The following is a 17522-nucleotide window of genomic DNA, read 5'->3' on the forward strand; positions in this document are numbered from 1 at the left end:
GTGTACCGTCGATCACGACGACGCTGCACCCAGCGCCGGGGTGCTCGCCCCAGTCGCAGGCGGCGTCCCCGGACGATCAGGAGGGTGGACGGGCCGGCCGGAAACCCGGCGCCCGGCATCGGTGTATGGAACGTAAGAAGATCTTTCGCTCCGTGTGGTTCTGGGTCGTTCTCGTCGTCCTCGTTGCCCTCACGTTCTCCTCGCTGTTCCGCGGCAACGGTGGCTACCAGGAGGTCTCGACCTCCACGGCCCTCGAACAGTTCGCGGACGGCAACGTCCGGTCGGCGACGATCAACGACAAGGAACAGACGCTCGACCTCGAGCTGAGGAAGGCCGTCGAGGGCAGCGACAAGGTCACCGCGGCCTACCCGCTCGGTGCCTCCGACGACGTCTTCGGCATCGTGTCCGGGACCTCGGCCGACGGCACCTCCACGGGCAGCGACGCCGTCGACTTCGACACCAACGTCACCCAGGACAGCCTCCTCGTCAGCCTCCTGGTCAGCTTCCTGCCGTTCCTGATCCTCCTCCTGCTGCTGTTCTGGCTGTTCAACTCCATGCAGGGCGGTGGCCGCGGGGTCATGGCCTTCGGCAAGTCCAAGGCCAAGCAGGTCACCAAGGACACTCCCAAGACGACGTTCGCCGACGTCGCCGGCGCCGACGAGGCCGTCGAGGAGTTGTACGAGATCAAGGACTTCCTGCAGAACCCGGTCAAGTTCCAGGCCGTGGGCGCGAAGATCCCCAAGGGCGTGCTGCTGTTCGGCCCGCCCGGAACCGGCAAGACGCTCCTCGCCCGCGCCGTCGCCGGCGAGGCCGGCGTGCCGTTCTTCTCGATCTCCGGCTCGGACTTCGTCGAGATGTTCGTGGGTGTGGGTGCCAGCCGCGTGCGCGACCTGTTCGAGCAGGCCAAGCAGAACGCCCCCGCGATCATCTTCGTCGACGAGATCGACGCCGTCGGGCGGCACCGCGGCGCCGGTATGGGCGGCGGCCACGACGAGCGGGAGCAGACGCTCAACCAGATGCTCGTCGAGATGGACGGCTTCGACGTCAAGGGCGGCGTGATCATGATCGCCGCGACGAACCGGCCCGACATCCTCGACCCCGCGTTGCTGCGCCCGGGCCGCTTCGACCGGCAGATCGCCGTCGATCGGCCGGACATGCTGGGTCGCAAGGCGATCCTGTCGGTGCACGCCAAGGGCAAGCCGCTCGCGCCCGACGTCGACCTGGAGACCGTGGCCCGCCGCACCCCGGGCTTCACCGGCGCAGACCTGGCCAACGTGCTCAACGAGGCCGCGCTGCTGACCGCCCGCCACAACGGGTCGCTGATCACCGACGCCAGCCTCGAGGAGGCGATCGACCGCGTGCTCTCCGGTCCGGAGCGCAAGACGCGGGCGATGAGCGAGAAGGAGAAGAAGGTCACCGCCTACCACGAGGGCGGGCACGCCCTGGTGGCGCACGCACTGCCCAACCTGGACCCGGTGCACAAGGTGACGATCCTGCCGCGCGGCCGGTCGCTCGGGCACACGCTCGTGCTGCCGACCGAGGACAAGTACACCCAGACCCGCTCGGAGATGATCGACACGCTGGCGTACGCGCTGGGTGGCCGGGCTGCCGAGGAACTGGTCTTCCACGAGCCGACCACGGGTGCGGGGAACGACATCGAGAAGGCCACCTCGATGGCCCGCGCGATGGTCACCCAGTACGGCATGAGCGCCAAGCTCGGTGCGGTCAAGTACGGCAGCACCGACGCCGAACCGTTCCTGGGCCGCGACATGGGCTCCCGGCCGGACTACTCCGAGGCGGTGGCCGCCGACATCGACGCCGAGATCCGGGCGCTGATCGAGGCCGCGCACGACGAGGCCTGGGAGATCCTGGTCGAGTACCGGCCGGTCCTGGACCAGCTCGTGCTCGAGCTGATGGAGAAGGAGACGCTGTCCAAGGAGGACATGGCGCGCATCTGTGCGCCGGTCGTCAAGCGGCCCTCCCTCGCCCCCTACAACGGCTTCGGCAAGCGCACGCCGTCCGACCAGCCGCCCGTGCAGACCCCGTCCGAGCGGGCCGGCCAGAACGGTCACGCCGCCAACGACACGACCCCGGTCGGTGACGTCGGAGCTCCGGCTCCCCGATGAGCGAGGTCCCTGCCGAGCCCACCGACCCGGTAAGGCCGGGTCCGCGGAAGATCGACGAGGCGCGCGCCGCCGCGGCGGTCCGCGAGCTGCTGCTCGCCGTCGGCGAGGACCCCGACCGGCCGGGGCTGCAGGAAACCCCGCAACGGGTCGCCCGCGCCTACGCGGAGACCTTCGGCGGGCTCGGGCAGGACCCCTACGACATCCTGGCCACCACGTTCGACGAGAACCACGACGAGATGGTCCTGGTCAAGGACATCCCGATGTACTCGACCTGCGAGCACCATCTGGTGCCCTTCCACGGGGCCGCGCACATCGGCTACATCCCGGGTGAGGACGGCCGGGTCACCGGGCTGTCGAAGCTGGCCCGGCTGGTGGACGTCTACGCCCGGCGGCCGCAGGTCCAGGAGCGGATGACCAGCCAGATCGCCGACGCCCTCAACGACGTGCTGAAGCCGCGCGGCGTGCTGGTCGTCATCGAGGCCGAGCACCTGTGCATGGCGATGCGCGGCATCCGCAAGCCGGGCGCCACCACGGTCACCTCCGCGGTGCGCGGCATCTTCCGCGACAATCCGGCGACCCGGAGCGAGGCGATGAGCCTCGTGCTCCGTCGATGATCCCGCTGCCGCGCCCCGGTCGGTGCGTGGTGATGGGCGTCCTCAACGTCACCCCGGACTCCTTCAGCGACGGCGGCTGCTTCGCCGACACCCCCTCTGCGGTCGCGCACGGCCTGCTGATGCACGCCGCGGGCGCCGACTACGTGGACGTCGGTGGCGAGTCCACCCGTCCCGGGGCCGACCGGGTCGACGCCGAGGAGGAGTGCCGCCGCGTGCTCCCCGTCATCCGTGAGCTGAGCGCCGCGGGGGTGCGCACCAGCGTCGACACCACCCGGTCGGAGGTCGCCGAGGCCGCCATCGAGTCCGGCGCGACCCTCGTCAACGACGTCAGCGGCGGTCTCGCCGACGACGGCATGGCCAAGCTGGTCGCCGACGCCGGCGTCCCGTGGGTGCTCATGCACTGGCGTGGTCACAGCCGGGAGATGTACGCGGCCGCCCGCTACGGCGACGTCGTCACCGAGGTGTGTGCCGAGCTCACGGCCCGGGTCGAGGACGTCGTCGCCGCGGGGGTCGCGCCCGAGCAGCTGGTGCTCGACCCCGGGCTCGGCTTCGCCAAGCGCGCCGAGCACAACTGGGCCCTGCTGGCCGGGCTCGACCGGCTCGTGGGGCTGGGGCTGCCGGTGCTCGTCGGCGCCTCCCGCAAGACCTTCCTCGGCCGCCTGCTGGCCGGCGACGACGGTGCGGTGCGGCCGGCCGAGCTCCGCGACGACGCGACGCTGGCCACCACCGTCCTGGCCGCGCAGGCCGGCGCGTGGGGGGTGCGCGTGCACGACGCGGGCGCCTCGGTGGACGCCGTCCGCACCGTCGAGGCCGTGCGTGCCGCCCGGAGCGCCGTCCGTGGCTGATCCCCGCCCCGCCTCCCCGACGCCCGACCGCATCACGCTGCGCGGGGTGCGCGCCCACGCCCATCACGGCGTCTACGCCTTCGAGCGGGAGCGCGGGCAGATGTTCCGCGTCGACGCCGTCCTGGAGCTCGACACGCGCGCGGCGGCGGCGGGGGACGACCTCGACAAGACCGTCAACTACGCCGAGCTGGCGCAGAAGCTGTACGCCGTCCTGACCGGCGAGCCGGTCAACCTGCTGGAGACGCTCGCCCAGCGCCTCGCGATGGTCTGCCTGGCCGACGCCCTGGTGGACGCCGTCGAGATCACCGTGCACAAGCCGCAGGCCGAGCTCGGGGTGCCGTTCGACGACGTCACCGTCACCATCCGCCGGGAACGCCCGTGAGTCGTGCGGTGCTCTCGCTGGGCGCGAATCTCGGTGACCGGGCCGGCGCGATCCGGGCGGCGATCAAGGCCCTCAAGGACGACGGGCTGGTCGCCCGCTCGACCCTCTACGAGACCCCGCCGTGGGGTCCGGTCGAGCAGCCGCCGTACCTGAACGCCATCGTCGTGGTCTCCGGTCCGCGGGACGCCTCCGGGTGGCTGGTCCGGGCCCACGAGCTGGAGCAGGCGGCCGGCCGCACCCGCGAGCAGCGCTGGGGCCCGCGCACCCTCGACGTCGACATCGTCACGGTCACCGCGGACGACGGGACGCCGGTGCTGTCCGACGACCCGAGGCTGACGCTGCCGCATCCCCACGCGCACGAGCGGGCGTTCGTCCTGCTGCCGTGGGCGACGCTGGAACCGGGCGCGGTGCTGCCCGGCAGGGGACGGGTCGCCGACCTGCTCGCCGCGCTGCCCGCCGACGACCTGCTGGCGGTCACCCGCTGGGACCACCTGCATTGACCCCCATCCGCCGGCGCGACCTCGTCGTCCTGACCGCCGGTCTCGCCGTCGCGTCCTGGCTGCTGGTGCGCGCCTACTACGGGGAGCTCCCTCGGCTGGACTGGTGGCTGCCCCTCCCGCTGGCGGTGCTCGCCGTCGCGGAGGCGTTCGGTGCCCGGACGCTCCGCATCCGGCTCACTGCGCTCCGCGAAGCCCGGGCCGCCCACATCCGTGGCGGTGCCAAGCCGCCGACCGGACCGGTGCGGCCGGTGGAGCCGATGCTGGTTGCCCGCCTGGCCGTGCTCGCCCAGGCCAGCGCCTACGTGGGCGCGGTCTTCACCGGCATCTGGATCGGGGTGCTGATCCACGTCGCGCCGGCGCTCCGGCGCCTCCAGGCCGCGGGGTCGGACACCGTCACCGCCTCGGTGGGCATCGTCTGCTCCGCCGCGCTGGTGGCTGCCGCCCTGTGGCTGGAGTCGGTCTGCCGCGTTCCACCCGAGGACAGCGATCCCACCGAGGGCGTCTCCGCCTGAAGTTCGCCGTGGACCCGGTGCGGGGCCGGAGGCTATGACACTGTCGTCCTCCGGACGACACCGCGGCCAGGAGCCGTCCCCCTGCTGCGCTGAGCGTGTCCGTCGCGCCTTCGCGGGACCCTCCGGGCCCCACTCGGCGCGACAGATCACACCGAGCCGGCGGTCTCGGGGACGGTGCCTTCCACGGATCGGCGAAGTGCTGCGTGCAGGGAGTCCGGGGTGAGGACGCCGAGGAACCGGTCCCCGTCGAGCACCGCGACCCAGCCCGCCTCCTCCTGGAGCATCACGGCCATCGCCGTCTTCAGCGACGCGTCCACCGGCACCCAGGCCTCCATGCGCCGGGCGGCGGAGCCGACGGTGCCGCCCCCGGTGGCCCGATCGGCCGACAGCCACCCGTGCAGGTTCTCCGCATCGTCGAGGACGACGGCCCAGCGGGCGCCCGACCGCTCCATCGCCGCCCGCGCGTCGGCAACGCCGTCGCGGACGTGCACGACGGGCGGCCGCTCCAGGTCGGCGGTGTCGATGCCGGTCACCGCCAGCCGCTTGAGCCCGCGGTCGGAGCCGACGAAGTCGGCGACGAAGGCGTTGGCCGGCCGGCCCAGGAGGTCGGCAGGCGTGGCGAACTGCTCCACGTGCCCGCCCTGGCTCATCACGGCGATGCGATCGCCGATCCGCACGGCCTCCTCGATGTCGTGGGTGACGAAGACGATGGTCTTGCGCACGGTCTCCTGCAGCCGCAGGAACTCCGACTGCAGGCGCTCACGGACGACGGGGTCGACGGCGGAGAACGGTTCGTCCATCAGGAGCACCGCGGGGTCGGCGGCGAGTGCGCGCGCGACGCCGGCGCGCTGGCGCTGACCGCCCGACAGCTGCGCGGGATAGCGGTCGGCATGCAGCGCCGGGTCGAGGCCGACGATGTCCATGAGCTCGTCGACCCGGCTCTGGATCCGCGACTTGCTCCACCCGAGGAGTCTCGGGACCGTGCCGATGTTGGTGCGCACCGTCTGGTGCGGGAACAGCCCGATGCTCTGGATGACGTAGCCGATGCGGCGGCGCAGCTGATCGGGATCCACGCGGGTGACGTCCTCGCCGTCGAGCAGGATCCGCCCGGTGGAGGGCTCGATCAGCCGGTTGATCATCTTCATCGTCGTCGTCTTGCCGCACCCGGACGGGCCGACCAGGACGGTGAGCTCCCCGGCGGCGAAGGTGAGGTCGAGCTCGGCGACGCCCACGGTCCCGTCGGCGTAGACCTTGCTGACGCCCTCCAGGCGGATCTCGGCGGCCCCGCCCGTGCCGATCGGTGCGCTGGCTGATCCGGTCGACTGCGCAGTAGCGTCCACGGGGTGGCCCTCCTGGAAAGCGCCCGGTGAGCGCGGGTTCGAGTCCGTCCGGCGGCGTGACGCTCGCGGTGGACGCGGCGCCGAACCCCTGGTTCGACCCTTCCTACGTGATCGACAACTGGGACACCATTCTGCGTTACCTCACTGAGCACGTGCGGCTCACCGTCTCCGCCGTCGTCCTCGGTGCCCTGATCGCATTGCCGCTGGCGCTCCTGGCCCGCCGCAGCCGCTTCCTCGCCGGCCCCGTCCTCGGCCTGTCGACGGTGATCTACACGATCCCGTCGCTGGCCATGTTCGCCTTCATCTTCCCGTTCACGGGGCTGTCGTCGAACACCGTGCTCATCGGGCTGGTGGCGTACTCGCTGGTCATCCTCGTGCGGAACTTCCTCGCCGGGCTGCAGGGCGTCCCCGACGACGTCCGTGAGGCCGGCCGGGCCATGGGCTACGGGAACCTGCGCCTGTTCTGGCAGATCGACCTGCCGCTCGCGCTGCCCGCCTTCATGGCCGGGCTGCGGATCGCGACCGTCTCCACCGTCGCCCTCACGACCGTCGGCGTCCTCGTCGGGCACGGCGGCCTCGGCCAGCTGATCACCGGCGGCTTCAACGCGAACTTCTACCGCGCCGAGATCGTCACCGGCGCCCTCGGCTGCGTGCTCCTGGCGCTGGTGGCCGATGTGCTGCTGGCCGGCGTCGAGCGGCTGCTCACCCCCTGGGCGCGGCTGGTGCGGGCATGAACGCATTCGGGGACGCGTGGATCTACCTCAACGATCCGTTCAACTGGACCCGCGACAACGGGATCCTGGACCTCCTGGTCCAGCACCTCACGATCTCCGCGGTCGCGGTCCTCGCCGCCCTGCTGTTCGCCCTCCCGCTCGGCATCGCGCTGGGCACCTCCGGCCGCGGGGGCGGCGTCGTCGTCGTCCTGTCCAACGTGAGTCGCGCCATCCCGACGCTGGCGCTGCTCACCCTGTTCGCCGTCAGCCCGATCGGCTTCGGCCCACGGGCCACCACGATCGCGCTGGCCGTCTTCGCGTTCCCGCCGATCCTCACCAACACGTTCGTCGGCTTCCGCGGGGTCGACGCCGACGTCCGCGAGGCAGCCCGCGCCATGGGCCTGAGCCGGGGGCAGGTGATCCGCCGGGTCGACCTGCCGCTCGCGCTGCCGCTGGTCATGACCGGGGTGCGCACCTCGGCGGTCCAGGTCGTGGCGACGGCGTCCCTGGCCGCACTCGTCGCAGGAGGGGGGCTCGGCCGGATCGTGGCCCTCGGCTTCGGCCAGCAGGACTACGGCCAGATGATCGCCGGAGCGATCCTCATCGCCGCCCTCGCCCTGCTCACCGAGCTGGCCCTCGTGCTCGTCACCTGGGCCGTCACGCCGGGGCCTCGCGTCTTCCCCTTCCTGCGGCCCCGCACCCGTCCCGTGGGAACCGAGCCCGAGCCGGTGGCCGCCGGGATGCCGCTGTGAGCGCCGTCCTCCGGTAACGAAAGCGCAACCCCTGCCCAACTGGATTGCATTGCGTGCAACGGAGGGGTTCGATCAAGGCGCGGGAGTCCTCTCGCCAGACACGCGTCGCGGCCGCACGGCCGCACGGGACACAGAAGGCGGGCAGTCATGCGCGCGCGATTCCGGTTCATTGCTCCACTTGCGATCGCAGTCGCGCTGACCGCGGCGTGCGGGGAGTCGGGCTCCTCGGGCACCGGGGGTGACAGCGACAGCAGCGCGGCGTCCGGTGAGACCTGCGCGCCGGTCGCCGGCGACCAGCTCGTCGTCCTCGAGGACGACAAGCACCTGCAGAACGCCGACAACGTCATCCCGGCCGTGAACGCCCAGACCGCGAACAGCCAGCCTGCGCTGCTCCCGGCCCTCAACGCCGTATCGGGGGCACTCACCACCGACGACCTCGTCGAGATGAACGCGGCCGTGGACGTCGACCGGCAGAGCGCCGAGGACGTCGCCGCCGCCTGGGTCGAGGAGAGCGGCGTCGCCGACGGGCTGGAGCAGGGCAGCGGAGCGATCGCCGTCGGCGGCGCGGGCTTCACCGAGTCCACCGTCCTGGCCAACGTCTACGCCGACGTCCTGACGGCGGCCGGCTTCGACGCCTCGGTCCGCGAGGTGGGCAGCCGCGAGCTCTACCTCGAGGCGCTCAAGGGCGGCACGGAGATCCAGGCCTTCCCGGAGTACCTCGCCACCGTCACCGAGTTCCTCGAGGGTGACGACGCCACGCAGGTCGCCAGCGGGGACGTCGACGAGACCCTCACCGCGCTCGAGCCGCTGGCACAGGCCGCGGGGCTGGCCTTCGGTGAGCCGTCCGACGCCGTCGACCAGAACGCCTTCGCCGTCACCACGGCCTTCGCAGACAAGGTGGGCGTCGAGACGCTCTCGGAGCTGGCCGAGGCCTGCAGCGACGGGTCGCTGGTCCTGGGCGGTCCGGCCGAGTGCCCCGAGCGCCCGTTCTGCCAGCCGGGTCTCGAGGAGACCTACGGCCTGAAGTTCGCCGACTTCCAGGAGTACGGCGACACCGGCGGCCCGCTCACCAAGGCCGCCATCCAGCAGGGCGAGGTCTCGATGGGGCTGGTCTTCAGCTCCGACGGCGCGCTCGCGCAGTAGGAGGACCACCCCTCCCGAGCTCGGCGCGGGAGGGGTGGAGGGTGGCCGTCAGTAGTAGCCGCCGGGGGGCAATTGCTCCCCGGCGGCTACCTGCGTCGCCAGCCGGTTGCCCTCCGGGGCCAACGGGCACGACCAGCGCGGGTCGTAGGTGCACGACGGGTGGTAGGCGAAGTTCAGGTCCACGACCAGCCGGCCACCGGTCCCGCCCAGGTCGGCGCCCTTGACCGTGTCCAGCAGGTAGCGGCCGCCGCCGTACGTCGTTCCGCCCGCACTGCCGTCGCGCAACGGGAGGAAGACGCCGCCGCCGTAGCTGCCCAGCCACCACACGTCCAGCCGCCCCACATCGCCGAGCTGTACCGCGCCGATCCGGTCGAAGGGCACCACGCCGTCGGTGGCGGTGGGCACCTCGAGCCGCTGGGCTTCGGCCGGCTCCACGACGACGTCGAACCGCAGGGCAGGGTCGTACGGCGCGAACGGCAGACCGCGGAAGGCCTCCCGGGCCGCCTCGTCCAACGGCGAGTGTGGGTGTGTGGCGAACAACTCGTCGCGACCGTCGCGCCAGGTGCGCCAGCCGGACTCCGGGTCGCTCGCGCGCCGTGCGCCGGCGTAGAGGGCGCTCACCCGGCGGCGCCAGTCGAGCAGCGTCAGCGTCATGCGGCCACTCTGGCAGCAGTCCGGTCACGACGCGGCTGCGACCTCGGTGATCGACCGCGCACGGAGAGCTTCCGCCGCTAGGCTGGGGTCCATGCCCCGCCGTGAGGACGACGACGTCGCCCCCCGGCCCGGCGGCTTCAGCACCCCGGCGCTGACCCTCGTCGGCGGGTTCGCCCTCGCCGCCGCAGCCACCCTCGCGGTCTTCCTGACCGACAACCCCCAGTACCTCCGGATCGCCGTCGTGGCGGTGGCCTGGGCCTTCGTTCTGGCCGCCTTCGCCGCAGGTCGCCGCGGCACCGACCGGGCGGCCGCCGCGGCCCGGGAGCTGGAGCTGCGCCGCGCCTACGAACTCGAGCTCGAGCGGGAGGTCGCCGCCCGGCACGAGTACGAGCTGGAGCTGGAGAACGAGCTCCGCCGCGAGACCGAGGACTCGATGCGCTACGAGCTCGACGCGCTGCGCGGGGACATCGCCGCGCTGGCGAGCCTGCGTGACGAGGTCGCCCGGGTGTCCGAGCTGCGCGGTGACCTCGCGGCGCTGACCTCGCTGCGCGACGAGGTGGCGCGGGTCGCCGCGCTGCGGGACGACGTCGCCTCGCTGAACTCGCTGCACGAGGAACTGGGCCAGCTGGCCGATCTGCGCGCCGACATGGGCCGCCTCCGCGCCGAGCTCACCGAGCAGCTCTCCAGCGAGATGCTGGTCGAGCGCATCGTCATGCGGACCCAGGCCAGCCGGATGCCGGTCGACCAGGGCCGGCTCGACGCCCCGTCCCGCGCCCTGGAGGGGACGTCGAGCTGGGCCGACGACGTCCCGCCCCGTGAGCTCACCGGGGGATGGCCGGCGGTCCGCCTCGACGAGCCCCGCGGGACCCAGCAGTTCGAGCAGGTACGGGTCGAGCGCGCCGGACCGCCCCCGCCGGTGCCGGTCCCGACCTCCGCCGGCTCCTGGCGTACCCCGGACCGGGAGGCCGAGCATCGCCCGTGGGATGCCCCGCTGCCGGTCCCGCCGTGGGAGACCCCCGTCGTCCCGCCCACGGCGACGTTCCCGGCCGCGGCCCCGCCGTGGGAGACGCCTGTCGTCCCGCCCACGGCGACGTTCGCCGCTGCCGCCCCGGCGTTCACCCCGCCGCCGGTTCGGGACGAGCCCGTCGGCCCGCACCTCTGGACCACGATCGCCCGGCACGAGGAGGGCGCGCACGCCGGCCGGCACGGTGCGCACGAGAGCCCCGCGGCGCCGCCGACGTCGGCCTTCCCGATGTCGCCCTCGTACCGGGCCGCCGACGTCGCCCCCGCTCGTCCGGCCGTCCCGCCGCCGACCACGCTCACGCCGCCGCCGGTCGAGCCGCTGCCGTCGCCCCTGGAGTGGCTGGCCGCGCGTTCGCAGCTGGACCCGCAGACGTCGCCGTCGCAGCGGCCGGTGCCGCACCGCCGCCGCCGGGACGACGGCCTCTCCGCGGACCCGGTCGATCCCGCGGCCGCCCCGACCATGCAGCGGCCCGCCGTCCCTCGCGCGAAGCCTGGCCTGCGGATCGACGACCGCGGGGGATACCGCGTCGCCGTCCGCGAGGAACCGGACGAGCCCACGACGCAGGACACCCGGCTGGCCGAGATCCTGGCCGAGAACGGCGTCACCCCGGCCCCCGGTGGGCGCCGGCGCCGCCGCTACCGCGACGAGGACGAGCCCGACGACGTCCTGGCCCGGGTGCTCGGCCGGAACTGAGCTCAGCGACCGACGGAGAGCCGTCCGCCGTCGAGCACCAGCGTCTGACCGGTGACCCAGCCGGCGCCATCGCCGAGCAGGTAGGCCGCGGCCTCGCCGATGTCCTCCGGCACCCCCAGCCGGCCGGCCGGGTAGCCGGCAGCCACCTCCTCCTCGCGGCCCTCGTACAGCGCCTCGGCGAACCGGGTCTTCACCACGGCCGGTGCAACCGCGTTGACGCGCACCCTCGGTCCGAGTTCGACGGCGAGCTGGGTGGTGAGATTGATGACGGCGGCCTTGCTCACCCCGTACGCGCCGATGTTCTCCGACGAGCGCAGACCGGCCACCGAGGCGACGAACAGGACCGACCCGCCGTGCTCGGCCATCCAGGCCCGCCACGCCTCCTGCACCAGACCGAGGGAGGAGACGACGTTGGTGTCGAGGATCTTGCGGAAGGCGCCGAGGTCCAGGTCGACCATCGGTCCGTAGACGGGGTTCACGCCGACGTTGCCCACCAGCATGTCCAGGCTGCCGAAGGTGTCGACCGCCGTCCGGACCGCCTCGGCCCGGTGCGCGGCGTCGCCCGCGTTGCCCGCGACCGCGACCGCCGCCGACGGTCCGCCCAGCGACTCGACCGCCGCCGCCAGCGCCTCGGGCTTGCGCGCGGTCAGGACGACCCGCGCCCCCCGGTCCACCAGGCTCTGCGCGATCGCCAGCCCGATGCCACGGCTGCCGCCGGTCACCAGGGCGGTCCGCCCATCCATCGTCCCCACGCTGTGCTCCTGTCCTCGCCCGATGCGTCACGTCCACGGTAGGGGCGGCGCGACCACCCCGATCGGGGGGTTTCCCGAGGTCGGGTGAGCGACGCCACAGGCGTCAGACGTTGCGGGGCGCCCGGAGCGGTCACACACTCGCCTTCGGCGGTCAACCTGCGCGACACATCCGGTTGCAGCGGGACGGCGCCATCGCAACACAGCTCTACCGCGCGACCGCACCACCAGCACGACAGTGACCCACGACGGCGTGGGCCACTCCCGACGTCCGGTACCCGACAGGGACTGGAACGAGAGGTGCATCGATGCCTGCTTCCCGCAGGACGCTCCGCGCTGCCGGTCTACCGCCCGCTGCCGCCGCTCCCGCCCGCCTGCGCGTGGGCATCGTGGGCGCCGGACGGGTCGGCGCCGTCCTGGGCGCGGCGCTCGCCGCAGCCGGACACGAGGTCGTCGCCGCCGCGGGCCTGTCCGCCGCCTCCGCCGAGCGGGCCGCCCGCCTGCTGCCCGGCGTCCCCTTGCTGCACACCGACGAGGTCGTCGCCGCCTCCGACCTGGTCGTCCTCGCCGTCCCCGACGACACCCTGCCCGGTCTCGTCGCCGGCCTGGCCGAGACCGGGGTCTGGCGCGCGGGTCAGATGACCTTCCACACCTCCGGCGCGCACGGCCTGGCCGTGCTCGCCGCCGCGGAGCTGGCCGGCGTCCTCCCGCTGGCGCTGCACCCGGCCATGACGTTCACCGGCACCCCCGAGGACGCCGACCGCCTCGTCGGCGCTCCGTTCGGCGTGACCAGCCACCCCGCCCACCGGGCGGTCGCCGAGACCCTGGTCCTGGAGATGGGCGGGGAGCCCTTCTTCGTCGCGGAGGCCGACCGTCGGCTCTACCACGCGGCCCTGGTCACCGGTGCCAACCACCTGGTCACCCTGGTCGCCGAGGCCGCCGACATGCTCCGGGCCGCCGGCGTGACCGACGCCGCCCGCGTGCTCGGGCCCCTCCTGACCGCGGCCCTGGACAACGGGCTGCGCCGCGGGGACCGGGCGCTCACCGGGCCGGTCAGCCGGGGCGACGTCGGCACCGTCCGCGACCACCTCGAGACGCTCACCGAGCAGGCGCCCGACTCCGTCGACGCCTACGTCGCCATGGCCCGGCGCACCACCGAACGCGCGCTGGCCGCCGGCCGGCTCAAGCGGCACGAGGGCGCCCCGCTGCTGGATCTTTTCGACGGCCACGTTCCGGGTTCCCTCGCGAGCGAGCGAGCGGAGGGGTGAACGTGGTCCTGCTACCGGTGGGCTCGCTGTGAGCGCCGTCGTGCACCGCCCCGCCGTCGCCGAGTCGGTCGGCGAGCTCCGCCGGCTCCGCGACGCGCTGCCCGGCCCGGTGGCGCTGGTGCCGACCATGGGCGCGCTGCACGAGGGGCACCGGACGCTCGTCCGGGCCGCGCGCGAGCGGGCGTCGAGCGTCGTCGTCTCGGTCTTCGTCAACCCGACCCAGTTCGCGCCCGGTGAGGACTACGACCGGTATCCGCGCACCTGGGACGCCGACCTCGCCGCCCTCGCCGACGAGGGCACCGACCTGGTCTTCCACCCCGACGTGGACGACGTCTACCCCCCGGGTGCGCTCGGCGTCACCGTGGATCCCGGTCCGCTGGGCTCGGTGCTGGAGGGCGCCGTCCGTCCCGGTCACTTCGCCGGCGTCCTGACCGTCGTCGCCAAGCTGTTCGGACTGGTGCGCCCCGACTTCGCGCTCTTCGGCGAGAAGGACTACCAGCAGCTCACCCTCATCCGCGCCATGGCGGCCGAACTCGCCCTCGGTGTCGAGGTCGTCGGGGTGCCCACGGTCCGCGAGGACGACGGCATGGCCCTGTCCAGCCGCAACCGCTACCTGGCCCCCGAGCAGCGGTCCGCGGCCGCGACGATCTCGGCGGCGCTGCGCGCCGGGGCTGCCGCCGGCCCCGAGGGTCCCGATGCGGTGCTGGCGGCCGCGCGGACGGTGCTGGCCGCCGAGCCGTCGCTCCTTCAGGACTACCTCGAACTCACCGATACCCACCTCGGACCGGCGCCCGCCTCCGGCCCCGCCCGCCTGCTGGTCGCTGCCCGCGCCGGCACCACCCGACTTCTCGACAACGTCCCCGTCGACCTGGGAGCAACCCGATGATGCGCACCATGCTCAAGTCCAAGATCCACCGCGCCACGGTGACCCAGGCCGACCTGCACTACGTGGGCTCGGTGACCATCGACGAGGACCTCCTCGACGCCGCCGACCTGCTGCCCGGCGAGCAGGTGGCCATCGTCGACGTCACCAACGGCGCCCGCCTCGAGACCTACGTGATCCCGGGCGAGCGGGGGACCGGCGTCATCGGCATCAACGGGGCGGCCGCGCACCTCGTGCACCCGGGCGACCTGGTGATCATGATCAGCTACGGCGTCATGGACGAGACCGAGGCGAAGAGCTACATCCCGCGCGTCGTCCACGTCGACGGCGCCAACCGCATCGTCGAGCTCGGCGGCGACCCGGCCGCGCCGTCCCCGGGCGTGCAGGGCCAGCGGCGCGGCGACGTCGTCGAACGCTGAGCCGTGCTGCTCACGGTCGACGTCGGTAACAGCCAGACCGTCCTCGCCACGTTCGACGGCGAGAAGCGGATCGGCTGCTGGCGGGTCACGACCGCACCCCGGGCCACCGCCGACGAGCTGCGGTTCCTGTGGCGCGGGCTGCTGCGCGACGCCGAGGTCACCGGGGTCTCGGCCTGCTCGACCGTGCCCGCGCTGCTGCCCGCGATGCGCGAGCTGCTGGACTCCCTCGAGGTGCCGGTGGTCCTGATCGGCCCCGGCGTCCGGACCGGCGTCCCGCTGCACGTGGACAACCCGCGGGAGGTCGGCTCGGACCGCGTGGTCACGGCCCTGGCCGCGCACGAGTTCTACGGCGTCCGGCCGGACGGCCGCGGCCGCCCGGTGGTGGTGGTCGACTTCGGCACATCGACCAACGTCGACGCCGTCGGGCCGGAGGGACAGTTCCTCGGCGGCGCGCTCGCCCCGGGGGTCGAGGTGAGCCTGGAGGCGCTCGCCACCCGGGCGGCCCAGCTGCGCTCGGTCGAGCTCACGGTGCCGACCCAGGCGATCGGGAAGAACACCGTGGCCGCGCTGCAGTCCGGGCTGGTGCTCGGGTTCGCGGGCCTCGTGGACGGCCTGGTCGGCCGGATCGCCGCCGAGCTGGTGGCCCAGTTCGGCGCCGCACCCGTGGTGGTGGCCACCGGCGGACTCGCCCCGCTGGTGGTGGACAGCTGCCGCTCGATCACCGAGCGCGAGCCGGACCTGACCGTCCACGGCCTCCGGCTGGCCTTCGAACGCCAGCAGGCAACCGGACGGCGATAGCGCCCCCCGTAGTCTTCCCGTCCGTGACTGATGAACCGCCCGGTCCGCCGGACGACGAACTTCCCGAACAACTCCGGGTCCGCCGGGCCAAGCTGGACCGCCTGCGCGAGAGCGGCATCGACCCGTACCCGGTGACCGTCGAGCGGACGACGACCCTGGGCGAGGTCCGCGCCACCCACCCGGACCTGCCCCCGGACACGATGACGGGGGACAAGGCGGGCGTGACCGGCCGGGTCATCTTCTTCCGCAACACCGGGAAGCTCTGCTTCGCGACGCTGCGCGAGGGCGACGCCGAACTGCAGGTGATGCTCTCCCGCGACCGCGTCGGTGAGGACTCGCTCGCAGCCTGGAAGGCCGACATCGACCTGGGTGACCACGTGCTCGTGACCGGGGAGGTGGGGACGTCACGTCGCGGCGAGCTCTCCGTCTTCGCCGATTCCTGGCAACTCACGGCCAAGGCTCTGCGTCCGCTGCCGGTGGCGCACAAGCCGATGAGCGAAGAACTGCGGGTCCGTCGCCGGTACGTCGACCTCATCGTGCGTGACGAGGCGCGGCGCACCGTCCGTCAGCGGGCGGCCGTGATGTCCACACTGCGCGACAGCCTGAATTCACGGGGTTTTCTCGAGGTCGAGACCCCGATGTTGCAGACCGTTCACGGTGGGGCCACCGCGCGGCCGTTCCGCACGCACATGAACGCGTTCGACCTCGATCTGTACCTGCGTATCGCGCCCGAACTGTTCCTCAAGCGGTGCATCGTCGGCGGGCTCGACCGGGTGTTCGAGATCAACCGGAACTTCCGCAACGAGGGCGCCGACAGCTCCCACTCGCCGGAATTCGCGATGCTCGAGATGTATCAGGCCTATGCGGACTACCAGGAGATGGCGACGCTCACACGCGAGCTGATCCAGGAGTGCTGCCAGGCGTTGTACGGCGACCACGTGGCGCGCCATCACGACGGCAGCGAGGTCGACCTGGGCGGTGTCTGGCCCCAGATCCCGCTGTACACCGCGGTGTCGGAGGCGGTCGGCGAGACGATCACCCCCGCGACGCCGATCGAGACGCTGCGCGAGATCGCCGAGCGGCACGAGGTCGGCGTGGATCCGGCCTGGATCGCGGGCAAGGTGGTCGAGGAGCTGTTCGAGGCGCTGGTCCAGCACACGCTCCAGGCGCCGACGTTCGTCATCGACTACCCCTTGGACACCTCACCGCTCACCCGCGCGCACCGCTCCGGGCCCGGACTCGCCGAGAAGTGGGACCTCTACATCGGGGGGATCGAGCGGGCCACCGCCTACTCCGAGCTCGTCGACCCGGTGGCGCAGCGCGAGCGGTTCACCGCCCAGGCGGCGCTGGCGGCGGCCGGCGACCCCGAGGCCATGGCGCTGGACGAGGACTTCCTCGAGGCGCTGGAATACGGGATGCCACCGACCGGTGGGATGGGGATGGGTATGGATCGGCTGATGATGACTCTCACCGGTCTCGGAATCCGGGAGACCATCCTGTTCCCGCTGGTCAGGCCAATTTCCTCTTAGGAACCGGGCCGAGCCGTTTCACTATAAAGGATCGCCGTCCGCAGAGGATTGACGGAATGGTGCGCCACTGTGATGTAATGGCGTCGTCGCTCTTACTGGGCGGCAATTCCGTTCGGCTCCCGGGCCGCTGCGACAAGTGAGGGTACTAAATGGCGCGCAAGGTTCAGGTCATCCTGAGCGACGACCTCGACGAGAACCTCTCGGCTGACGAGACGGTGAGTTTTTCCCTCGACGGGACCTCGTACGAGATCGACCTGGCAGACAAGAACGCCAAGGAGATGCGTGACGCCTTCTCCCGGTACGTCTCGGCCGCCCGCAAGGTGGGCCGCGGCAACCGCGCCTCCGGTGGTGGACGTTCCCGTGCGACCGGCGGCCGCATGGACCGCGAGCAGGCCGGCGCCATTCGCGACTGGGCCCGCAAGAACGGCCACGCCGTCAGCGACCGTGGGCGCATCCCGGCCAGCGTCGTCGAGGCCTACGAGGCCGCGCACTGACGGTGTCACTGTGACGGACCCGTACGCACGGTGTCGTTCGGACGCCGTCGTACTGCTGGTGTCCGTGTGACGTCCGCGCGTGTC

At 72.7% G+C, this 17522-nt stretch carries 19 protein-coding genes; 16 read left to right on the forward strand and 3 right to left on the reverse strand.

Going from position 1 to position 17522, the window contains the following annotated elements; all coding sequences use genetic code 11:
• The first annotated feature begins 125 nt into the window (after window positions 1–125).
• From ftsH to E4P38_RS03920, 6 genes are read left to right on the forward strand one after another with little or no spacing between them, the layout of a single operon-like run.
• Window positions 126–2126 carry an ATP-dependent zinc metalloprotease FtsH gene (gene ftsH / locus E4P38_RS03895; protein WP_135130408.1) on the forward strand — a complete coding sequence of 667 codons (2001 nt, stop codon included), beginning with the start codon at window positions 126–128 and terminating at the stop codon, window positions 2124–2126.
• A complete protein-coding gene (gene folE, locus E4P38_RS03900) occupies window positions 2123–2740 on the forward strand; it encodes a GTP cyclohydrolase I FolE (protein ID WP_135130410.1) in 618 nt (205 codons plus the stop codon). Before ftsH ends, folE begins: the two co-directional genes overlap by 4 nt.
• Window positions 2737–3585: a dihydropteroate synthase gene (gene folP, locus E4P38_RS03905; RefSeq protein WP_167760438.1), complete on the forward strand. Its 849-nt coding sequence runs from the start codon at window positions 2737–2739 to the stop codon at window positions 3583–3585. The genes folE and folP overlap by 4 nt, the downstream gene beginning before the upstream one ends.
• Window positions 3578–3967: a dihydroneopterin aldolase gene (folB, locus tag E4P38_RS03910; RefSeq protein ID WP_135130412.1), complete on the forward strand. Its 390-nt coding sequence runs from the start codon at window positions 3578–3580 to the stop codon at window positions 3965–3967. The genes folP and folB overlap by 8 nt, the downstream gene beginning before the upstream one ends.
• Window positions 3964–4467: a 2-amino-4-hydroxy-6-hydroxymethyldihydropteridine diphosphokinase gene (gene folK, locus E4P38_RS03915; protein ID WP_135130414.1), complete on the forward strand. Its 504-nt coding sequence runs from the start codon at window positions 3964–3966 to the stop codon at window positions 4465–4467. Before folB ends, folK begins: the two co-directional genes overlap by 4 nt.
• Window positions 4464–4979: a DUF3180 domain-containing protein gene (locus tag E4P38_RS03920; protein WP_135130415.1), complete on the forward strand. Its 516-nt coding sequence runs from the start codon at window positions 4464–4466 to the stop codon at window positions 4977–4979. Before folK ends, E4P38_RS03920 begins: the two co-directional genes overlap by 4 nt.
• Before the next feature lie 146 nt (window positions 4980–5125).
• Here E4P38_RS03920 and E4P38_RS03925 read toward each other — a convergent pair whose 3' ends face one another.
• Window positions 5126–6319 (reverse strand): ATP-binding cassette domain-containing protein, encoded by a 1194-nt coding sequence (locus E4P38_RS03925; RefSeq protein ID WP_135130416.1) that lies wholly within the window; start codon window positions 6317–6319, stop codon window positions 5126–5128.
• 56 nt (window positions 6320–6375) lie between these two features.
• Between E4P38_RS03925 and E4P38_RS03930 the strand changes: the two genes are divergently transcribed.
• The 3 genes from E4P38_RS03930 (at window position 6376) to E4P38_RS03940 (ending at window position 8927) form a co-directional block, all read left to right on the forward strand.
• Window positions 6376–7053 (forward strand): ABC transporter permease subunit, encoded by a 678-nt coding sequence (locus tag E4P38_RS03930; RefSeq protein ID WP_135130418.1) that lies wholly within the window; start codon window positions 6376–6378, stop codon window positions 7051–7053.
• Window positions 7050–7784 carry an ABC transporter permease gene (locus E4P38_RS03935; protein ID WP_135130420.1) on the forward strand — a complete coding sequence of 245 codons (735 nt, stop codon included), beginning with the start codon at window positions 7050–7052 and terminating at the stop codon, window positions 7782–7784. Before E4P38_RS03930 ends, E4P38_RS03935 begins: the two co-directional genes overlap by 4 nt.
• 147 nt (window positions 7785–7931) lie before the next feature.
• The gene (locus E4P38_RS03940) at window positions 7932–8927 is read left to right on the forward strand and encodes a glycine betaine ABC transporter substrate-binding protein (RefSeq protein WP_135130422.1); all 996 of its coding nucleotides are present in this window, start codon (window positions 7932–7934) and stop codon (window positions 8925–8927) included.
• A 48-nt stretch (window positions 8928–8975) separates the two neighbouring features.
• Here E4P38_RS03940 and E4P38_RS03945 read toward each other — a convergent pair whose 3' ends face one another.
• Complete coding sequence (locus tag E4P38_RS03945) at window positions 8976–9581, reverse strand: DUF1684 domain-containing protein (protein WP_135130424.1); 606 nt, start codon at window positions 9579–9581, stop codon at window positions 8976–8978.
• Window positions 9582–9672: 91 nt separating this feature from the next.
• On the opposite strand from E4P38_RS03945, the gene E4P38_RS03950 reads away from it, so the two are divergent.
• Entirely contained in the window at window positions 9673–11298 is a 1626-nt protein-coding gene (locus E4P38_RS03950) for a DUF6779 domain-containing protein (protein ID WP_135130425.1), read from the forward strand.
• Window positions 11299–11300: 2 nt separating this feature from the next.
• Here the strand turns inward: E4P38_RS03950 and E4P38_RS03955 are convergent, their stop codons facing one another.
• The gene (locus E4P38_RS03955; protein WP_135130623.1) at window positions 11301–12041 is read right to left on the reverse strand and encodes an SDR family oxidoreductase; all 741 of its coding nucleotides are present in this window, start codon (window positions 12039–12041) and stop codon (window positions 11301–11303) included.
• 314 nt (window positions 12042–12355) lie between these two features.
• On the opposite strand from E4P38_RS03955, the gene E4P38_RS03960 reads away from it, so the two are divergent.
• The 6 genes from E4P38_RS03960 to E4P38_RS03985 all read left to right on the forward strand — a co-directional run bounded on the left by E4P38_RS03960 (window position 12356) and on the right by E4P38_RS03985 (window position 17438).
• The gene (locus tag E4P38_RS03960; RefSeq protein ID WP_135130427.1) at window positions 12356–13315 is read left to right on the forward strand and encodes a Rossmann-like and DUF2520 domain-containing protein; all 960 of its coding nucleotides are present in this window, start codon (window positions 12356–12358) and stop codon (window positions 13313–13315) included.
• Window positions 13316–13343: 28 nt separating this feature from the next.
• Window positions 13344–14201, forward strand: coding sequence for a pantoate--beta-alanine ligase (gene panC, locus E4P38_RS03965; protein ID WP_245160765.1), 858 nt, complete (start codon window positions 13344–13346; stop codon window positions 14199–14201).
• Window positions 14198–14617: an aspartate 1-decarboxylase gene (panD, locus tag E4P38_RS03970; protein WP_135130428.1), complete on the forward strand. Its 420-nt coding sequence runs from the start codon at window positions 14198–14200 to the stop codon at window positions 14615–14617. Before panC ends, panD begins: the two co-directional genes overlap by 4 nt.
• A 3-nt stretch (window positions 14618–14620) precedes the next feature.
• Complete coding sequence (locus E4P38_RS03975; protein WP_135130429.1) at window positions 14621–15415, forward strand: type III pantothenate kinase; 795 nt, start codon at window positions 14621–14623, stop codon at window positions 15413–15415.
• 23 nt (window positions 15416–15438) lie between these two features.
• On the forward strand, window positions 15439–16944 hold the full coding sequence (gene lysS / locus E4P38_RS03980) for a lysine--tRNA ligase (RefSeq protein ID WP_135130430.1): 1506 nt from the start codon (window positions 15439–15441) through the stop codon (window positions 16942–16944).
• 149 nt (window positions 16945–17093) lie between these two features.
• The gene (locus E4P38_RS03985) at window positions 17094–17438 is read left to right on the forward strand and encodes an Lsr2 family protein (protein WP_135130432.1); all 345 of its coding nucleotides are present in this window, start codon (window positions 17094–17096) and stop codon (window positions 17436–17438) included.
• Window positions 17439–17522 lie beyond the last annotated feature (84 nt).

Origin of the sequence: Blastococcus sp. CT_GayMR16, from assembly GCF_004570875.1 — a bacterium.
GTDB lineage: Bacteria > Actinomycetota > Actinomycetes > Mycobacteriales > Geodermatophilaceae > Blastococcus_B.